Origin of the sequence: Brevibacillus sp. NPDC003359 (genome assembly GCF_042878995.1) — a bacterium.
Lineage (GTDB): Bacteria > Bacillota > Bacilli > Brevibacillales > Brevibacillaceae > Brevibacillus.
Genome location: NZ_JBIAOR010000010.1, coordinates 21,597 through 38,940, shown reverse-complemented (window position 1 = coordinate 38,940; position 17,344 = coordinate 21,597). Strand labels below are relative to the sequence as shown.

The window sequence follows — 17,344 nt, the reverse complement described above, 5'->3', positions numbered from 1 at the left end:
CCTTTTTTTATCAATGTGAAAAGTTTTTATACTGCAACTGTTTCCTTCTCCTGCAGTCTTGCCAGCCAACTCTTCGTACTCGCAATCAAGCGTTTGTAGCTGTCCGCCGAAGAAAAGGTATGATCTCCCCCTACTACTACTTCTGTTTCGCAGCTCCCCCGTCTCCGCAGATGCAGCTCTCTCTCATAGTGGAACATGGCATCCACCGCAATGACATCATCCCGATTGCCATGCAGGATTAACACATCTCCCTCAAACTGCTTGGCTTGACGCAACGGAAGAGCGGTACCCAGCGACTGAAAAAAGCGCCTCTCCAATTCGTAGCCCAAATGATCCGTTTTGCCGTATGAAAGTGCTTCCTTGTATTCCTTTTCGCCCACGATCCGAACGATATCATCAAAGGGTCTTGCTACCGGTGCCCATAGGATAAGCGAGTGTATTCGTTTATCCTGGCTCGCTGTCAGTACACTGACCGCTCCACCCAAACTATGCCCTAACAGGCACACACGCTCCTGATCTACCTGTTCCAGCGTGAAAACATGGTCGAGAACATCACGTGTTTGTGCAAACAGGACGTCCAAGCCACCTGCACCATAATTACCGTCGCTTTCCCCGCAGCCTCCGTAATCGAAGCGCAAAACGCCAAAACCGTGTGAAGCTAATTCTCTGGCAGCTTTTACAAACAAGCGGTTCACTCCAATCCGACTGCCGATAAAGCCATGGCAAATGACAACCAACGGGTATTTCACTCTTGTCTTGCCTGTTGTGCATGCAGGTTCATGCAGGGTAGCCGTCAACGAAATCGTGTCGCTAGGTATTTGCAAAATCCGTTCCAAAGAACTCACCTCTTTTATTTTTAGTATTCCGAGTTGTTTACTTTGATATAAATCCTATTATCACTGATTCATTTTACTATGTCAAGAAGGTCATGCCTGATTGTCACTAGGCCAGGCTAAATAAGTTCTGCAATAACTGCAAAATAGATTTTGCCCTCGTACTTGTCATCCCATGTGCCAGACCAGTCACGAACTCCTAGTGTTGCCGTCACTGTGACTAAATTGGAATTATCAGGTGTAGTCGCGTCAACCTTGATGTTAACCATTCCCAGATTATTATCGTCTCTTGGAGAAAATCCAAATTCAGTACCAGTTAATATAGCAGTTGCTTTCAAAACGTTACTGCCAAATACGATATGTTTTGAAGCAGTTCGTGGACCATCACCAGAATAACTACCAAAGCTAATGAAATCTGTTTTCATTTCCATAATATAAAATCACCTCTTACCGCTCATATATAATTGGATTTTTCACTACGATATGGGTTGAAGCAGCACACTCTTGGTTATCCCTATCCAGAACCTTTAAAGAAATCGTGTGTGATCCTGGTTGTAATGATCTAACATAAATCTCTTGTCCTACTCCAAGCAGTCCACCAATATCGGAGTACCAATGAAGTTTGGAGGGGTGTACGGATCCAATATCAGGTGAGAACGCATCCCCCATGAAGTGGATCACTTGACCAAGCCTAAAGATCGCTCCATAAACTGGATTGTTAATATATACCTTGCATGGTCGTTCTGGAACTTGAAAAGGTTCGCTTACTGCCATACCCGTTCGAATACCTTCAGTAGCCAGTACCTGAAACTGGCAAGCACCTCCGCTAGGTAAATGATCAAGTTCCATTTCGTATTCAGTTACTTCCATCGAAGGTGCCACAGCCCTCCAGCTCCTTCCCCCGTCGTTACTGTAACGGAGCAGGTAAGAAGCTGTTTTGTTACCGGCTTCCGTTTTCCAAGCTACACGTACTTTTCCGGAAAGTTGTTTCCCCCCTTGTGGCGACAGAATATGTACTTTAGGTGGATCACTTGGAACGTTCACTACGAGCAATTCTTTCTGTTCACAACTTCCACTTGCACCACACGTAAATACAATCTGCATTGTATGTGGGTGAAATGGGACAGGCACGTAAAAATCCAATCGGGCACTGTCAAGATCCTTGTGTGGATCCGTCAAATATATTCTTTTTGCATGCAAGACTTTGTTATGACAGTCGCGTAGCTCAATTGCGTATGTAGTCCATTCTCCCGATTCAATCGCAGGTTGGGACAGATAGTGGAAGCTCGGAAAAACTTCTACTTTTCCTCCGCGGTAAATATGAAACTTTAAAAATAAATGTTCACTCGATGCACCCTTTTTTTCTGGCAGATCCAATCTATTTTCGGTATGAGAAATGGGCGGAAACTTTTGTTGCAATGCCTTATACGTGTAGGGTGACACCCAGCGTGGGTCGCAATAGCCCATGAAATCAAATGTGTATGCCGGATCTTGTGCATTCCCCAGATCATCAATGCCAATTTCACCGATGCTCCCAGAAGGAAGTGCATCATATACTGGATAATTTGGATCAATATTCAGGGGCTTGCCGCAGGGAGAGTGCATTCTTCCAAAAACGTGGCCTATTTCGTGAGCAGCAATTTCACCATTGTAAATAAAGCCAGCTCCTACTCCACTGCGACCACACCCAATGTATTGATTGGTTGGAACGCCTATTGGTAACAACCCATAGTAAACATCCCCGGTATCTCCCCTCATTTCACTAAGTTTCCCAAGTAAGTCACTCCAACCGTCACCACACCCATCACCAGATTTCTCTGTCAGGTCACCATCGAAATCAATGATGTCAAAGCCTGTAATAAAGACTCGGCATGGATATACTTTCCGAACATAACTGAGCGTACTGCTTAACGCAATTTCATTGGGTGCAGCAAGGTTAGGTTGCTTACCAGTGTACCGAATACCAACCCCTCTTACCCGTAATGGCGACACCTCATTAAACGTTAGTGTGTTTTGAAATCTCCCGCTAAAATAGCCCGGTTGATTCGGTTGTAACACGTCAAATACGCGAATGCGATAATCAACATTCCCTACGCAGAGAGCACCCGGAATCAAAAAATTCAAAGTGTCATCAGGATTTCGGCGGTTGATGGTAGAGTCTGTTTTAGGTACAATAGGTCCATTTATCGGACTTATGGGAGTCCAGTTTCCACTATTTGGTAGACGAACTTCCAATAAACCCGAAATCCTTCCAATCACCGGACGTGTTGGATCTGACTGTGTATCTGTATAAACACGCAAAACTGTATTCTTCCCAGCAACCAAGCCAATGGAATTGTCTGGTTGTGCTGTGGCAGGATCAAGATGTAACTGAGAGCGGAAAAATTGAATGGCTTGGCTGTGTTCCACTCCTGTTATAGAAAGATTCGAAGGAGCAACTCCCGTTTCTAATTCCGCCAGTAACACAAATTGTATGCTTCCCTCATATAGATCGTCCCAATTATCGCTCCAATCGCGCACACCAAATGTACCTTCGACGATAACGACGTCATCATCTACCCGTGTATCCAGACGAATATTTACGTTCCCTAGATTATGGTCACCTAAATAAAAACAGAAAGATCCACTACAAAACTCTTGACGTGTGAATCCAAAATTGGTCCCTATTAATCCGGCAACAGCCTGATTTACAGTTTGGTTAAAGTTAAAAACTGCCTCTGCTTTTCGTGGACCAGTACCTTTTAAGCTGGGAAAACTCAATAATCCAGTACGAATTTCCATGCAGGTTTCCTCCTTTTTCAAAGTATGTCTTACAGTTATAAGGAATTATTCATTTGCTTTAAAAATGGCTTCCCTTTGCCACATGTGAAGGAACGACAAAAAAGGTTCCCTGTACTTTCTGGCAACCTGGCATGTCCAAAAATACTTTGAATACACACCATAGGAATGCGATGCGTTATAATTGAATGGCTTCAACAAGACTTATTATTGTTGCAAACGAGGAGCAACATAAGAATGCACTTTTTTGGCAAGGCCATTGCACTGAGAATAGTGAGGAGAAAAACATGTCCGACTTACGGAAAGAAACCTTGGAAAAAATAAAAAACGGTGATTTCACCTGTTCCAAGGAGCTGACCTTGTCAATGTTCAGCGGAAAATGGAAAGTCGTGATTCTGTGGCATTTAGGGGTAGAAGGACCGCATCGCTTTAGCGAGCTGCAACGGTTGTTCCCCAAAATCACACATAAAATGCTGACGAATCAGTTAAAAGAGCTAATCGAAGACGGAATTGTTCACCGGGAAGTATACCCTGAGATTCCCCCGCGCGTGGAGTATTCCATGACGGAGCTGGGGATGACTTTGTTGCCCATTGTGGAAATGATGTATGAGTGGGGAGAAATGCGGATGGGGCAATTGAAGCTGGCGTTGGGGGAGTCGTCCGTCTGACTAGCTGTTGTGGTGGGGAGGAAACAGGAGAAAACGCTCAGATTCTTGGAACACCTGCGGGGAAGCTGGGGGTGCCCGGCTCCGTGAAAAAAAGCGAAACCGCGACCAAAGTCGACTGTTCAGGAGGCTTCTCAGAGGTGGACGCTAATGGCAGTTTCTCTTTTTTTCACTGCGCCTCGGTAGGTGTGTCCAAAGATCTTCGCTTATTTCTCCTGTTTCCTCTGTGAGCTGTTCGGGATTCAACCTGCAATTTTCAAGAAAAAGCCTCTTGAATGCTACTTTCAAGAAGTAGAAAAAAGCCGCGTGGGAAGAAGCACATTTCCAGTCCTAGCGCCTCTGGAGCCCTACTTAGCGGAGAAATGAATGGCGGGGGTTTTCAGCTTCAACCTCTGCGAATACATCCTCGAAACTCTACTTTTGAAACGCTCCCGACGTTCATTTCGGAGCGGACAGTCCCTACCCTCAGTAGGGCGTAGGCCGAAGCGTAGACTGGAAATGGGCTTCTTCCCCTCCACTACAGCTACTATAAATGAAAAAGGATAGCCTCTCGAGGAAGCTATCCTTTTTGTTATTACGGATTCACACTATTTTTCGGAGGAGAAGCCAAATCACGCAGGATCGCTACCTCTACCCGTCTGTTTTTCGCTCTGCCTTCTGTTGTTGTATTCGGAGCGACTGGATGGTATTCACCCAAGCCTGTCGCGCTGAACTTCGTCGGGTCTAGATTCTTGTTTTCTAGCAGGACCTTCAAAAAGTTAACAGATCGCTTCGCACTGAGATCCCAGTTAGACGGGAACTCTGCACGGCGGATCGGCACATTGTCCGTATGACCAGTTACGGTCACTTTTTTCGGGTGAGGCACCAGCATCGCTGCCATTTCAGACGCAAGCTTTCTCGCTTCCGGTTTCAGATCAGCTTTACCGGAGTCAAACAGCGCATTGTCCAAAATGGTAATCAGCAGTCCTTCTTCGGTCAGCTTGGTCTGGAGCTTGTCCTGCAGCTTGTTTTGCTGAATGTATCCGTCCAGCTTTGTCTGTAGCTTTTTCAAGTCCTCTGTCTCTTTGCGGACCGCTTCTTCCAGACGCTTTTCTTCTTCTGTCTTCTGTTTTTCTGCTTCCTGTGCGCCTTTGTGCAAGGTTTGCTGCTGAAGGGCCGGATCTAATGGTACCGGGCTTGGGTAGTTCATGACTCCCACCCCGCCGTTGATTGCAACGCTGAAGGACCGAACCATTTGGTCGAACTTCTTCGCATCCATCTCGCTAGAGGCGAACAACACGATAAACAAAGCGAGCAGAAGGGTGAGCAAGTCCGCGTATGGAATTAGCCAAGACTCGTCCATATGCTCTTCATGATGAGCATGTCTCTTTGGTCGCTTAGCCATTTACCGCAGCTCCTTCCTCCCTCTTCTCTTCCTTCATTTCTTCTTTCATTTCTACACGTTCTTGGTACGGAATGTACACCAGCAGCTTTTGTTCAATCGCAGTCGGGGATACACCCGCTTGAATGGAAAGCAATCCTTCGACCATGATTTTTTTGATTTCGATTTCCGCCTTTGATTTCCGTTTGAGCTTGGTTGCGAACGGATGCCATAATACGTAACCAGTGAAAATACCGAGCAACGTAGCTACGAAAGCAGCCGCAATGGATATACCCAAAGCATCGATGTCACTCAAGTTACCCAAGGCCGCAATCAGACCGACAACCGCACCCAATACCCCGAGTGTCGGAGCGTAGCTTCCCGCTTGGCTAAAGACGAGTGCACCCGCCTGATGACGCTCTTCAATAGCGTGAATCTCTTCGTTCAGGACATCGCGGACAAAATCCGGTTCGCCACCATCAATGATCATCTTCATACCGTTACGCAGGAATGGGTCTTCAATCTCATCAGACGTGTTTTCCAGTGCAAGCAATCCTTCGCGACGCGCGATGGAAGCCCAGTTCATGAATTGACCGATCAACTCTTTTTTTTCAGGGAGCTTTTGTTCTTTAAAAATTATCTTGAAAAGGGCAGGAATACGCTTAATTTCCGACATGGGAAATGCGTTGAAAATGGCAGCAATAGTACCTACGATGATGATCATAATTGCTGCTGGATTCAGTAATGACATGGGACTCGCATGCTTCAAGATCATCCCGACCACTACTGCGATAATACCTAGAACTAAACCTATCAAGGTAGACTTTTCCATCGTGACACTCCCTACTTCCATAATCGAAATCTATCTATATATGGTTTCGGAATTTTTGCGCTCACTTGTGAGGCTTTTCGAAAAAAACGCTCATCCGAACGACTGAACTAGTCCAATCATGACCAAAAGTCCTAGGATGAACGAAAAAGTCGCGGAACGAGCATGACCATCTCCATGGCTTTCGGGGATGAGTTCCTTGTAAACGATAAACAGCATCGCGCCTGCGGCAAAGGAAAGCCCATATGGTACCAGCCCTTGTACCACAGAGGTCAGATAATAGCCACAGATTCCAGAGACGATTTCGACTGCTCCGGTCATCGTAGCCAATATAAATGCCTTGAGACGACTGACCTTTTGATTGATCAGGAAAAGAGCCACCAGAAAGCCTTCTGGTGCATTTTGCAGACCGATTGCAAAAGAAATCAGGCCACCCAAGCCGGACTGTTCACTCGAATAGCTCACCCCAACGGACAAGCCCTCTGGAATATTGTGCAAGGTAATCGCAGACAAAATAAGCAGCGATTGCGAATCCATCGATATGTTGATTCTCGTATGCTCCAGATCGATATGCGGAACGATGCTTTCCAACACCGTAAGCAACAATGTTCCCGTAAGTACTCCCAAACAAACGATAATAAATGGCGCGCTATGTAGTGCCTGTGGGATCAGACTGAATGTCGAGGCAGCCACCATAATTCCAGCCGTAAACGCCAGCAATATATCCCGCCATCGATGTGATACCGACTTGAAAAAAAGGATAGGCAAGGCGCCCACACCAGTAGCCATGGCAGAAAGAAAGCTACCTATCAGTAGTTGTTCCATGTGTGTTCCTCCACGTATTAATGCCGCTCTTCTGATGATACCATTTAGGTTCACAGAAAAGATATCCGGAACAAACGGCCTTCTCCTATCTTATTTCCCGGATGGAGACGTTACGCCTTTTTTGTTAAGCGGATCACATCCAGCAGCTCAATTCTTTGTCTTGTTTTTTCATGATACAGCCATTTTTCCTGAACATGATCCACAAATAAAATTCCGTCTAAATGATCGATTTCATGCTGCGTACAAACAGCAAGGAATCCATCTGCCACAAGGATCATTTCCTCGCCTTGTCTGTTCAGCGTCTTTATCTTTACGTGCTCGGCTCTCTTTACATTGCCATAGTAACCCGGAAAAGATAAGCAAGCTTCCATTCCGATTTGTTCGCCACGCATTTCTATGATTTCCGGATTCATGAGCTCAATTAATCCATCTCCGCAATCCATAACAATGACTCTGCGAAGTATTCCTACTTGAGGTGCGGCAAGGCCAGCACGACCATCCGTGGCATACAAGGTTTCTGCCATCTCATCCAGTAGCTTGAACGTTTTCGCATTCAGCTCTTCCACCGGCTTGGCTACTTTACGCAAGATCGGGTCTCCAAAAGGCAAAATCTGTTTCACTGCCATATTTTTATGCTCCCTTCACTCTATTAGGTGGTGTATAGGCCCACAAGTCATTTGGTGTACACTCCAGAGCTGTACAGAGTGCATCAAGTGTCTCCGCTTTCATTTGTTTGGGTTGACTGGTCAGTAAAGCACTGATGGAGGCTGGGGACAGACTGTAATTTGCTTTCTCTTTCAACAGCCTTGCTAAAGCGGCTCCCGTCCAAATTCCTCTATCTGCCATTACTTTTCGCAACATCCAGACAAGCATCTTTTCACCCCTTAAATTTTCGGTGTTAACTAACTTTATTAGGCAACACCTAATATACCATATTTTGCCTACAGAAATAAAAAAACGCCAAAAACTTGGCGTTTTTGACGTTCTACGTTTCCGAGCGATATGTTTTTCCCAACTGATTACCCAGACCAAAATAATGGCGGAAGTTGTAGATCAGCGGATTCCATGCTTGGGGGTCCACGTGATGAGCGCTTTGGACAATCTGTTTGGCTGCATGTACGTGACGCACTTCAGTCTCCACGATTGCAAACATGTCGGCATAGTCTGGAAAACGGATGGTGCGGACGACTGCTTCGAGTTGAAGCGGACATTCTCCCACTCGCTTTGGACGAACGATAGCAGAGTCTACAGGAGTCAAATTGCCCACTTGAAACTTATCCGCTTCATAGCGGAAGCCCAGCTCCTTTTTATAGGCCGGTACGGGATTGCGGCCTGTGAGCGGAGCCAGAGCTTCCACTTGCTGCCACATGGAGGCATCCGGCAAATTGATGACACACTCCGGCCGCTGACGCAAATTTTCCAATCCGTGAGAGCCAAACCCGAGACCCAGAATGACATAATTTCCTAACGCCCATGAGGATGAAATGGGACTGATATTCGTTGTTCCATCTTCATTTTCGGTCGTCAACAAGACGACGGGAGTTCCGTAATACAAAATCTTCGGTTGGATGGTAGTATGGCTTGTCATGAACATAGCCTCCTTTGACTAGAATCAATCTTGCTACAACTCATTCTAGTCGAGGAATATTTCCATCACGATCGAAGTGTGAATGTATGCTACCTCCGCAAATTAGCGTGCTCCTGCTTTTTGCAGGATTTGTACAATCTCGTTATAACCTCGTTCTTTTGCACGATACAGAGGTGTTTTTCCTTCGCTATCTGGGATGTTCACATCAGCTCCGTGGTCGATTAACAGTTGGACCATTTCTTGTTGTTTTTTTCCACCATCGTTCAATACGATAGCTTCCATCAATGCTGTCCATCCCGGGTTGTTCACATGGTTGACGTCTACATCCGTCCGGGTAAGAAGTTCTTTTGCTACTTCCACATACCCATGTTCTCCCGCTGGAATCAAAGGTGTTCCTCCGAAGCGGTTGTAAATCTTCGTATCTGGACCTGCATCAATCACCAGCTTCAAGATCTCTAAGTATCCTTCTGCTCCCGCATACAAAAACGGATTATCTTGCCGGTCATCCTGAATATTGATGTCAGCTCCTGCTTCAATGAGAGCTTTCACAGTTTCCACATGGTTGCCATGTGTAGCCGCCATCGCCGCTGTTCTGCCACGATCATCTTGTGCGTTTATCTCAGCCCCTGCTGCCAAGCTAGCCTTGACTTCATCTGTTTTGCCCTCGGCTGCGGCAGAGAGTAGTTTTTTGTTCAGGTCTTTCACTTCTTCTTGAGATAGAGTTGGTTTTTTCCCTGGTTGAGACTGTTGCTGCGGTGGCTGTGGTGTTGCTGGTTGTTGTTGCTGCTGATGCTGTGCGGTCGTTACAGCCGGAGCTGTTGTAGTCGTTTCATCCATGCAGCCAGTCAACAGCATTCCAAATGGGATCGCAGTGAGAATGAGTCTGTACATCGGGTACCTTCCTCCTTGGTATGTCATTGAGATAAAGGCCTAAGCCCAGTTGCGGACCGAGCTTAGCTCACCTGTTAAGAGATTTCGTTCGTTCTTATTTTGTAGTGAAGGTCAGTCCTGCCCATTGACCTACTGGAGAAACGGAATACATGGTGTTTGGTTCTATTTTGCCACCGTTCATGATCTCAAAGATTCCTGTAGCGCCTTTGCGTGTTGTGACCTTGTATTGGGCAACCAGCTCTGTTCCGTCTGGTGCTGTTAGCTTGATTTGGCGGAAAGCAAACAGCTCATCTCGCGGATCCGTACTCAGTCTTACCTCCAGCGTGGTTTCGTTTACTTCTTCTACAGAGCGAATTGTAAGCGGGTTGATCGCTTTTGCCGTGAACTTAGCATCCTTAATATCGGCCCAATCAGATATAACGGTTTATTCTACACCTGGAATCAGTGTCTCCCCTGCTGGCAAACGGAATTTTGGCTCCTGACGGGCTTCGACCATGTCCAGCCTATCGCTGTTTGTTTCAAAACTGCCAGCTTGGTCGTCTTCGTATGTCAACGTGTAAGCCGTGTCAGAAGCTTGAGGCGTCGTTGGAACAAAGTAGGTAGCTGTTGTCCCTGTTTTTAACTGCGGGATATTGCGAATCGTCAAACCGTTATCAAATTGGAAATTTTCCTGTGCTTGTGCAAGCGCCAGATCTTCTGTTACAAGTGGTGCAGAGAAGGTAACTTCCAATATGATCGGATTGAGCGACTTGATGCTACGTACTTCTGCATTTTCATCTGGTTGGGCATCCGTTGTAACGGACACATTTCGTGCTGTAGCCCATTCGCCTACTGGTTCCACCTGATAAGTGACATTCGAGTCAAGCGTTCAGAACGTTGAAAGGAACCGCTACCCCTGTTCCAAGCATCGACGCGAGTAAAAGTAGTGAGAGGTGCTTTTTCGTTTTCTTCATACGATCATCTCCTTGTCTACGATGGGGGATCAACCCTCTGAATCTATCGTAGTCGGAAGAGATAAACTCCTACTAAACCAGTCCTTAATGAACTATTTCGTAAAGATTAACTTTTTCTAAAAAAAGAAAAACGCCAATCACATTGGCGTTTTTGCATTCATTTGTACGGTATATGCCTACACCTTAAATCGACGAATCATGTGCTGTAGCTCTTCTGCCATATTGGAAAGAGCTGTCGCTGATGAAGCGATTTCCTCCATAGAAGCGAGCTGCTGCTGTGTAGCAGCGGAAACGTTTTGCGTACCATCAGCAGTCAAATCGGAAACTTCACTAACCAGCTCCATCGCTTGTACGACCTGTTCGGAATGGGCAGACACTTCCTGGGCAGATGCAGACACATCGTGAATCTGGTCGGCTACTGTGCCAATCGAGTTCTGAATATGACCGAAAGTTTCGCCCGCACGATGAACGACGCGAATTCCTTCCTGCACTTCCCGGGTACCTGTTTCCATCGATTCGACCGCGACTTTTGTATCTGTCTGAATCGTACTAATCAATTGCGCGATTTTTTGAGCAGACTGTGCCGACTGCTCTGCCAGCTTCCGTACTTCATCTGCTACAACCGCGAATCCACGGCCGTGCTCTCCAGCTCGTGCTGCTTCAATCGCTGCATTGAGGGCAAGCAGGTTGGTTTGATCCGCAATGCCTGTAATAACCTCGATGATCTCTCCGATTGCTTGAGAATGACTGCCCAGACCGTCTACCACGGATGAGAGCTCACGCATGGAGGTATGGATCGCATTCATTTGTTGAACCGCTGCCTGAATCGATTGGTTCCCTTCTCCTGCCATGTTGGCGACTTCGCTCACCATATTGGATGTTTGCTGTGCGTTATTTGCGATTTGACGAATTCCTCGTGACATATCATCAATGGATTTCGCCCCATTCTCTACACTCGTTACCTGACGATCAACGCCTGCTGCCACCTCTTGAACAGTAACAGCAATCTGTTCGGTGGCCCTGCTCGTCTGATCTGCACTTGCCGTCAATTGCTCTGCCGATGCGGCTACCTGCTCCGAGGTCCCACCTACCTGACGAATGACAGAAGTTAAACTGGTCGCCATTTCATTAAACGAATTCGTCAGATCCAAAATCTCGTCACGAGTTTTGACAACCAATGGCTCTGCTCGCAAATCTCCATCAGCGACTTTCTTCATCTCTTCCATCAAACGCACGATCGGTTGACGGATATTTACTGTCAGCCAGATAGCCAATGATATACCTGCAATCACAGAGACAACCATGACGATGAGCATATCGCGTTTTACGGATTCGTACAGGTGTGCGCTTTCCGTGCCAACGCGTTGAGCTCCCTCGCTGTTATACGTAATCAGTGCATCCAAGTATTTCTTGCGATCAAGAAACAGTTCACTACCTTTTTTCTTGATACTTTCCAGCTCGGCCATGTCTGCATCTGTAGCAGCCGTTCTGATATCCACTCTTTTGCCGATTTCAACATACTGAGGGTTGAATTCCTCGTATTTTTTCAGTGCCTGCTTCAATCCCTCATAATTTTGGCGGTCCTCTTCACCGACAATCGTTTTTTCATAGCTGGCCAATAGCCCGTCAATATAGGCAAATTGGTCATCCACTGTTTTTGCGTACTTGTTCTTGTCATCCATGTTCTCTGTTGTGAGCATGGTTTGAGTAACTCCGTAAATGGTTTCCAGCGTCATGTTGATCTTCAGAATGTCTTCTAATCCCGGGCGCCAGCTTGTATTCATTTCCACCATCTTCTGGTTCATTTCCTGCATCTTTACAATACTTGTTACTCCCGTAAAGATAATGATGACCAGGACAAATGCGAATGCACCGCCCAGTTTTTTTCCGATCGTCCATTTCATTTCGTAAACACCACTTTTCTTGACTTAATGATGATAGCGTAATCTCCTTTTCCCTCCCAACTGATGGAATAAACCTTAATGCGCACAAAAATATAGATCTTTACGCAAAAATTAAAATCCACCATTCAGAAAACTCCTGTAAGATAGATGAAAATGAAACGGAATGGAGGACTACTAATGCAAAACTACGACGTCATTATTGTTGGAGCAGGATCGATGGGAATGGCAGCCGGCTACTATTTGGCGAAGCAAGGCGTGCGTACACTCATGATCGATGCTTTTGATCCCCCGCACACGATGGGCAGTCATCATGGCGATACACGTATCATTCGTCATGCGTATGGAGAAGGAAAACAGTACGTCCCGCTTGCATTGCGGGCGCAGCAATTATGGTCAGAATTGGAACAAGCATCAGGACTACCGATCTTCGCCAAAACAGGTGTGTTAAATGCTGGACCCTTGCATTGTCCTTTCCTGAATGAAATTCGAGAGAGCGCCGAGCAGTACTCCCTTCCCTTGGAAGTACTCAGTGCCAATGAGGTCATGCAACGCTGGCCGGGAATAAACCTGCCTGCTGATTACTACGGTTGCCTGGAGTCTACTTCTGGTGTGCTTTATTCCGAAAATGGAATACGCGCCTATCGAGAGCTCGCCCTTGCCTCAGGAGCTACGCTTTTGACCAATACGCCAGTCACGCAGTTGGAGCCAACAGGAAATGGGTTCATCGTGCATACGGAATCTGCCAGCTACCACGGCGATAAAGTCCTACTGTCCGCTGGTGCTTGGAATGGTTCGCTCCTGGACTCATTGGGCTTGTCCATCCCTCTCACGCCTACACGTAAAACAGTCGCCTGGTTTGGTGCAGATGAGAGCAAGTACAGTGCGGATGGCTTCCCCGCCTTCATCTTTCGCCTCCATGACTCCATGTTCTACGGATTTCCCAGCTTTGATGGCAATGGTGTAAAAATCGGACGCCATGACGGAGGACAAGCCATCGATCCTGATAAACTGGAACGTACCTTTGGCACCTATTTGTCAGACGAAGGAGATGTTCGTTCTTTTTTGGAGGCGTATATGCCTGGGGCAGCCGGACCGTTGCGACAGGGCAAGGTATGCATCTACACCATGACACCGGATGAGCATTTCGTCATTGACCGTCATCCTGAACACCCACAGCTTGTATTTGCAGCAGGCTTTTCCGGGCACGGTTTTAAATTCGCCAGTGCGATCGGGGAAGCGACCAGCCAACTGCTCGTTGAGGGATCATCTGCCCTTGACCTGGCTATGTTTTCTTGGAAGCGATTCTCCTGAACACACACGAATGAGTGAAAAAAGCCTCTCGCCGCATTTATGGCAGGAGGCTTTTGTTCGTTTTACCACTCCCAAGACAAAGAACCGATCTGCGCTGTAACTCGGCTGCTCGCTTGTATGGGAAGTCCGGAAGCTCGCATGGTGGAACGACGGTTGTCGTAGGGAAACAGGTAGGCGAAACCAGGCCGAGTCGCCTGATTGACCAGATAGGCAGACCTCATTGCTCCCGCTCGTCGTTGTTCATTCAAAAATGCTACCATCTCACTCGCTCGTTTGATCCCGGCACCATGCCCGTAATACAAGCCATTGCCGAGCACGACTGCATTTTCTCCTTGCCACTGAGGTGTCGCGCGATCGTAATCAGGATTGGCAAAATAAATCACATCGCCAGGCAAGAAGGTATTTGTCCTCAATGTTTGCAAGTCCAGATCCTGATCGTACCGCCAGTCATAAAGCAAAATGTCCGCAAACATTCTCTCAAAATCAGGTAAACGAATGGACTGTAGGACTGCATGATAAATAATAACGACCATCGCCGTAGCGCATTCCGTGGCGTATTTTTGGCCCTCACGAAAAATATTGATAATCCCGCTGGATGGCAGCACTCCCGGTCGCAAGCGGAATCCGCCCTGGTCTGTTCGAATCCAGTAAGCTGGATTGGCACGAGATTCTTCAAAAGTAGAAAAGGCCAGGCCGCTTTCGTTCAGTGCCAAGGCAGACCTCACCAGATGATCGCGCATTTTCAGCTCAAATTGCAGGAGATCAGGAGTCGGATATTCAAATACTTCCTCACTTCGTGCCATAATCGCTAACGTTTCACGCTGTACCGGATTTAATCCCCATTCCGCTGCCAACGAGGCGGGATTAGCTGGTCTCCCCGCTATGACGATCATATACAACCTCCCCTTCACACACTGTCCTTCTTATTTGTATGCGAATGCCCATGTCCTAGTGATCGAGTAAGAAAAACCATGAGTCAACATAGTGGGGGAGAAGAAAAAGCACAGTTCTCTTCGACTCTGACACGCCAGCAGGGGGGATTCACTGGACGTCTCCACTACAAAAAGGGGACCGTCGAGCCAAAGCCACCCTACGGGCGGAAGATTCTCAAGGGAGAAGTGTTCGACAAGCGTGGTCTCCTTTTTGTAGCGGAGACTGGGTAGGCGTTGTCAAGGTCTACGAGCCCTGTGCTTTTTCTTCTCACTAGCCTTGTTCGTGGATCGGTACCTTCTAACTAAAAATCCCCCGCCTGATTGACCAGACGAGGGATTTCCTTTTTAGCCTTGTGCTTGCTTGACTGCATGTGCTGTCGGAGCCGGGACGTGCTTTAAACGAGAGAACATGTAGCAGCCGGCAATGACGATCAGACTGCCGAGCAATTGGATGATGGTCATACGCTCCCCGAGCAACAGAAATGCGAGAATGGCCGTAAAAATAGGATTGAAATTGAGGAACATACCCGCTGAGGTAGCGCCCACCTTTTGTACACCGATATTCCACAACACCATGCTAACGACAGTCGCCATTACACCAACGTAGAACAACGACAGCCAGAACGTCCAGTCTGTGTTGCTAATTGTAAATGTGGTGACATTAAAGGGCAGCATCAACGCGACACCGAAAATCCCCGAGTACAGTGTGGACATCATCGGCGAGACCGTCTTCATCGCCCAACGCCCGCATACGGAGTAAATCCCCCACATGGCGACAGCGGCAAGCATCCACAAATCGCCCGTGTTAAAGTGCAATTGAGACAAGTGTACGATGTCTCCTTTTGTCATCACCACAAGCACACCCGCGAACGAGACAAGCATCGCGACAATCTGCAACGGTCGAATTTTTTCGCCCACCAGCAAAAAAGAAAAAATCGCGATCGAAACCGGATTCAACGTGGACAAAAGGCCGACATTGGTCGCATCTGTCCGTTCGAGTGCCCAGAACATGAATAAATTAAATAGTGCTACGCCGGTCACTCCCATCACTATCAAAGGAAGAAGTGCTTCGCGCGTTGGAAAAATCCGTTTTTCGCGCATCCAAACAACCGGCAACAAGCAAACAACTGCAATGAGCCAGCGCAAATTGGTCAGCGTCAAAGAAGACGCGTGCCCGACTAGAAATTTACCGACAACGAAGTTTCCTCCCCAAAGGAAGCTGGTACAGAGTAATAGGACGATATACAGCGGTCTCATGGTGCCTCCTGCCAAGATGATAGAGTTGTGGAGCAATTATTTGTCCTCTATCATACACCTTCCTCCAGCATTTGGGGGGTCATGTTGCACTTTCCATTTTTATCCTTCGAAAAACCTTCCTTCACACAGCCAGCCACGACATGATCACCGGCAGTAAAGTAAACGCCCACACCACCGTAATCATCGCTCCGGCGATCACAGCCAAGGTCGCACTGCTTCCTTCTGTTTCTCCACGTTCAAACGCTTTTACCATCCCCAACGCATGTGCGCCCATTCCATACATCAAGCCGATGGAGACAGGATGGCGGAGCTTCATCCTCTTGATGATTTTGGGAGCCAAAAAAACGCCAGCAAAGCTGGTCAGCATACCGAATACCGCCGTCATCGTAGGCATTCCGCCAATCGCCTCGGTTACGCTCACCGCAATCGGCAGTGTAATCGAGCGAGGAATGACGCTAATCGCCGCTTCTTTTCCCAAACCGACCAGCATCGTCGTGGAGACACCTGCAATGATGGCAATGAAGGAACCCGTAGCCAGACTCGTCAATATCATCCGGCGATGCGCCATTAAAACCGACCAATTTCGGTACAGCGGAACCGCGAACGCCACTGTGACTACGCTCATCATCTCACTAATGAGCGAGGTCGATTCACTGTATACCTGATAAGGAATGCCTGCGATAAGCAAAAACAGAATCAAACCAATCGGCGCCAATATGGCCGGAGAAAACAGCAGAGACGGTCTTTTCTTGTTAAACCGTTTTGCTGCATAGAAGAAAACGAGTGTCAGGAGCACGCTAGACGTTTTCCACAGGATCATGCTGTTTCACCTCTCCACGATTGAACATCCGCTCAGCAATAACGCCTGTCGAAATCATCACAAGCGCACAACCGCTTACGACAACCACAAGCACCAGCAATCCTTGTACTCCTAATAACCATGGATATTGCATCATCCCGACCAGCGATGGTACGAAAAACAGGATCATCTGCGAGAATAACAGAGTCGCCCCTGCTTCCACCCACTGTAGACGAATCAAGCCGGTATATAGACAAATGAACAAAAGCGCGAGTCCGATCAGACTGCCGGGAACAGGTAGGTGAAAAAACGAGGTCACCCATTTCCCAAGCCAGGTGAAGCCGAACAATAGCAAAACTTGTGCAATGATGGAGAACCATCTTTTCATCGAGACCACCCCGGTTCCTCTACAAAGGTTG

Annotated in this window: 19 protein-coding genes; 3 read left to right on the top strand and 16 right to left on the bottom strand. The window is 47.3% G+C overall.

Annotated elements, in window-relative coordinates; genetic code table 11:
• Window positions 1-26 precede the first annotated feature (26 nt).
• The 3 genes from ACFYU8_RS21095 to ACFYU8_RS21085 form a co-directional block, all read right to left on the bottom strand.
• Entirely contained in the window at window positions 27-845 is an 819-nt protein-coding gene (locus tag ACFYU8_RS21095) for an alpha/beta hydrolase family protein (protein ID WP_390303658.1), read from the bottom strand.
• Between the two features lie 107 nt (window positions 846-952).
• Window positions 953-1,264: a hypothetical protein gene (locus tag ACFYU8_RS21090; protein ID WP_390303661.1), complete on the bottom strand. Its 312-nt coding sequence runs from the start codon at window positions 1,262-1,264 to the stop codon at window positions 953-955.
• A gap of 16 nt (window positions 1,265-1,280) precedes the next feature.
• Complete coding sequence (locus tag ACFYU8_RS21085) at window positions 1,281-3,614, bottom strand: hypothetical protein (RefSeq protein WP_390303664.1); 2,334 nt, start codon at window positions 3,612-3,614, stop codon at window positions 1,281-1,283.
• A 284-nt stretch (window positions 3,615-3,898) separates the two neighbouring features.
• Here ACFYU8_RS21085 and ACFYU8_RS21080 point away from each other — a divergent pair, with 284 nt between their 5' ends.
• Window positions 3,899-4,279, top strand: a complete 381-nt coding sequence (locus tag ACFYU8_RS21080) for a winged helix-turn-helix transcriptional regulator (protein ID WP_390303667.1) — start codon at window positions 3,899-3,901, stop codon at window positions 4,277-4,279.
• 571 nt (window positions 4,280-4,850) lie between these two features.
• Here ACFYU8_RS21080 and motB read toward each other — a convergent pair.
• From motB to ACFYU8_RS21035, 9 genes are all read right to left on the bottom strand, one after another.
• The gene (motB, locus tag ACFYU8_RS21075) at window positions 4,851-5,660 is read right to left on the bottom strand and encodes a flagellar motor protein MotB (protein ID WP_390303670.1); all 810 of its coding nucleotides are present in this window, start codon (window positions 5,658-5,660) and stop codon (window positions 4,851-4,853) included.
• Window positions 5,653-6,468: a flagellar motor stator protein MotA gene (gene motA, locus ACFYU8_RS21070; protein WP_390303673.1), complete on the bottom strand. Its 816-nt coding sequence runs from the start codon at window positions 6,466-6,468 to the stop codon at window positions 5,653-5,655. Before motA ends, motB begins: the two co-directional genes overlap by 8 nt.
• Window positions 6,469-6,558: 90 nt before the next feature.
• Window positions 6,559-7,290 carry a ZIP family metal transporter gene (locus tag ACFYU8_RS21065; RefSeq protein WP_390303676.1) on the bottom strand — a complete coding sequence of 244 codons (732 nt, stop codon included), beginning with the start codon at window positions 7,288-7,290 and terminating at the stop codon, window positions 6,559-6,561.
• A 110-nt stretch (window positions 7,291-7,400) separates the two neighbouring features.
• The gene (gene def, locus ACFYU8_RS21060) at window positions 7,401-7,916 is read right to left on the bottom strand and encodes a peptide deformylase (protein WP_390303679.1); all 516 of its coding nucleotides are present in this window, start codon (window positions 7,914-7,916) and stop codon (window positions 7,401-7,403) included.
• Between the two features lie 4 nt (window positions 7,917-7,920).
• Window positions 7,921-8,163, bottom strand: coding sequence for a helix-turn-helix domain-containing protein (locus tag ACFYU8_RS21055; protein ID WP_390303682.1), 243 nt, complete (start codon window positions 8,161-8,163; stop codon window positions 7,921-7,923).
• A gap of 112 nt (window positions 8,164-8,275) precedes the next feature.
• Complete coding sequence (locus ACFYU8_RS21050) at window positions 8,276-8,878, bottom strand: flavin reductase family protein (protein WP_390303685.1); 603 nt, start codon at window positions 8,876-8,878, stop codon at window positions 8,276-8,278.
• Between the two features lie 102 nt (window positions 8,879-8,980).
• Complete coding sequence (locus tag ACFYU8_RS21045) at window positions 8,981-9,769, bottom strand: ankyrin repeat domain-containing protein (RefSeq protein ID WP_390303687.1); 789 nt, start codon at window positions 9,767-9,769, stop codon at window positions 8,981-8,983.
• A 424-nt stretch (window positions 9,770-10,193) separates the two neighbouring features.
• Window positions 10,194-10,610, bottom strand: a complete 417-nt coding sequence (locus tag ACFYU8_RS21040; RefSeq protein WP_390303690.1) for a hypothetical protein — start codon at window positions 10,608-10,610, stop codon at window positions 10,194-10,196.
• Between the two features lie 288 nt (window positions 10,611-10,898).
• A complete protein-coding gene (locus ACFYU8_RS21035; protein ID WP_390303693.1) occupies window positions 10,899-12,626 on the bottom strand; it encodes a methyl-accepting chemotaxis protein in 1,728 nt (575 codons plus the stop codon).
• A gap of 177 nt (window positions 12,627-12,803) precedes the next feature.
• Here ACFYU8_RS21035 and solA point away from each other — a divergent pair, with 177 nt between their 5' ends.
• Entirely contained in the window at window positions 12,804-13,937 is a 1,134-nt protein-coding gene (gene solA / locus ACFYU8_RS21030) for an N-methyl-L-tryptophan oxidase (protein WP_390303696.1), read from the top strand.
• A 62-nt stretch (window positions 13,938-13,999) separates the two neighbouring features.
• On the opposite strand, the gene ACFYU8_RS21025 is transcribed toward solA, so the two are convergent.
• Window positions 14,000-14,830 carry a protein-glutamine gamma-glutamyltransferase gene (locus ACFYU8_RS21025; RefSeq protein ID WP_390303699.1) on the bottom strand — a complete coding sequence of 277 codons (831 nt, stop codon included), beginning with the start codon at window positions 14,828-14,830 and terminating at the stop codon, window positions 14,000-14,002.
• A gap of 78 nt (window positions 14,831-14,908) precedes the next feature.
• Here ACFYU8_RS21025 and ACFYU8_RS21020 point away from each other — a divergent pair, with 78 nt between their 5' ends.
• Window positions 14,909-15,100 carry a hypothetical protein gene (locus tag ACFYU8_RS21020; protein WP_390303702.1) on the top strand — a complete coding sequence of 64 codons (192 nt, stop codon included), beginning with the start codon at window positions 14,909-14,911 and terminating at the stop codon, window positions 15,098-15,100.
• Window positions 15,101-15,214: 114 nt separating this feature from the next.
• Here the strand turns inward: ACFYU8_RS21020 and ACFYU8_RS21015 are convergent, their stop codons facing one another.
• From ACFYU8_RS21015 to ACFYU8_RS21005, 3 genes are all read right to left on the bottom strand, one after another.
• Complete coding sequence (locus tag ACFYU8_RS21015) at window positions 15,215-16,126, bottom strand: DMT family transporter (RefSeq protein ID WP_390303705.1); 912 nt, start codon at window positions 16,124-16,126, stop codon at window positions 15,215-15,217.
• Window positions 16,127-16,247: 121 nt separating this feature from the next.
• The gene (locus tag ACFYU8_RS21010) at window positions 16,248-16,946 is read right to left on the bottom strand and encodes an LrgB family protein (RefSeq protein WP_390303708.1); all 699 of its coding nucleotides are present in this window, start codon (window positions 16,944-16,946) and stop codon (window positions 16,248-16,250) included.
• Window positions 16,924-17,313 carry a CidA/LrgA family protein gene (locus ACFYU8_RS21005; protein WP_390303711.1) on the bottom strand — a complete coding sequence of 130 codons (390 nt, stop codon included), beginning with the start codon at window positions 17,311-17,313 and terminating at the stop codon, window positions 16,924-16,926. The genes ACFYU8_RS21010 and ACFYU8_RS21005 overlap by 23 nt, the downstream gene beginning before the upstream one ends.
• Between the last annotated feature and the right edge of the window lie 31 nt (window positions 17,314-17,344).

What these genes read in the sequence shown, in the direction of transcription:
- ACFYU8_RS21065 (WP_390303676.1), bottom strand. Translation starts at nt 7,290, where the DNA reads ATGGAACAACTACTGATAGGTAGCTTTCTTTCTGCCATGGCTACTGGT.
- ACFYU8_RS21015 (WP_390303705.1), bottom strand. Translation starts at nt 16,126, where the DNA reads ATGAGACCGCTGTATATCGTCCTATTACTCTGTACCAGCTTCCTTTGG.
- ACFYU8_RS21090 (WP_390303661.1), bottom strand. Translation starts at nt 1,264, where the DNA reads ATGGAAATGAAAACAGATTTCATTAGCTTTGGTAGTTATTCTGGTGAT.
- ACFYU8_RS21085 (WP_390303664.1), bottom strand. Translation starts at nt 3,614, where the DNA reads ATGGAAATTCGTACTGGATTATTGAGTTTTCCCAGCTTAAAAGGTACT.
- def (WP_390303679.1), bottom strand. Translation starts at nt 7,916, where the DNA reads ATGGCAGTGAAACAGATTTTGCCTTTTGGAGACCCGATCTTGCGTAAA.
- ACFYU8_RS21045 (WP_390303687.1), bottom strand. Translation starts at nt 9,769, where the DNA reads ATGTACAGACTCATTCTCACTGCGATCCCATTTGGAATGCTGTTGACT.
- ACFYU8_RS21005 (WP_390303711.1), bottom strand. Translation starts at nt 17,313, where the DNA reads ATGAAAAGATGGTTCTCCATCATTGCACAAGTTTTGCTATTGTTCGGC.
- motB (WP_390303670.1), bottom strand. Translation starts at nt 5,660, where the DNA reads ATGGCTAAGCGACCAAAGAGACATGCTCATCATGAAGAGCATATGGAC.
- ACFYU8_RS21050 (WP_390303685.1), bottom strand. Translation starts at nt 8,878, where the DNA reads ATGACAAGCCATACTACCATCCAACCGAAGATTTTGTATTACGGAACT.
- ACFYU8_RS21020 (WP_390303702.1), top strand. Translation starts at nt 14,909, where the DNA reads ATGAGTCAACATAGTGGGGGAGAAGAAAAAGCACAGTTCTCTTCGACT.
- ACFYU8_RS21025 (WP_390303699.1), bottom strand. Translation starts at nt 14,830, where the DNA reads ATGATCGTCATAGCGGGGAGACCAGCTAATCCCGCCTCGTTGGCAGCG.
- ACFYU8_RS21035 (WP_390303693.1), bottom strand. Translation starts at nt 12,626, where the DNA reads ATGAAATGGACGATCGGAAAAAAACTGGGCGGTGCATTCGCATTTGTC.
- ACFYU8_RS21055 (WP_390303682.1), bottom strand. Translation starts at nt 8,163, where the DNA reads ATGCTTGTCTGGATGTTGCGAAAAGTAATGGCAGATAGAGGAATTTGG.
- motA (WP_390303673.1), bottom strand. Translation starts at nt 6,468, where the DNA reads ATGGAAAAGTCTACCTTGATAGGTTTAGTTCTAGGTATTATCGCAGTA.
- ACFYU8_RS21010 (WP_390303708.1), bottom strand. Translation starts at nt 16,946, where the DNA reads ATGATCCTGTGGAAAACGTCTAGCGTGCTCCTGACACTCGTTTTCTTC.
- ACFYU8_RS21080 (WP_390303667.1), top strand. Translation starts at nt 3,899, where the DNA reads ATGTCCGACTTACGGAAAGAAACCTTGGAAAAAATAAAAAACGGTGAT.
- solA (WP_390303696.1), top strand. Translation starts at nt 12,804, where the DNA reads ATGCAAAACTACGACGTCATTATTGTTGGAGCAGGATCGATGGGAATG.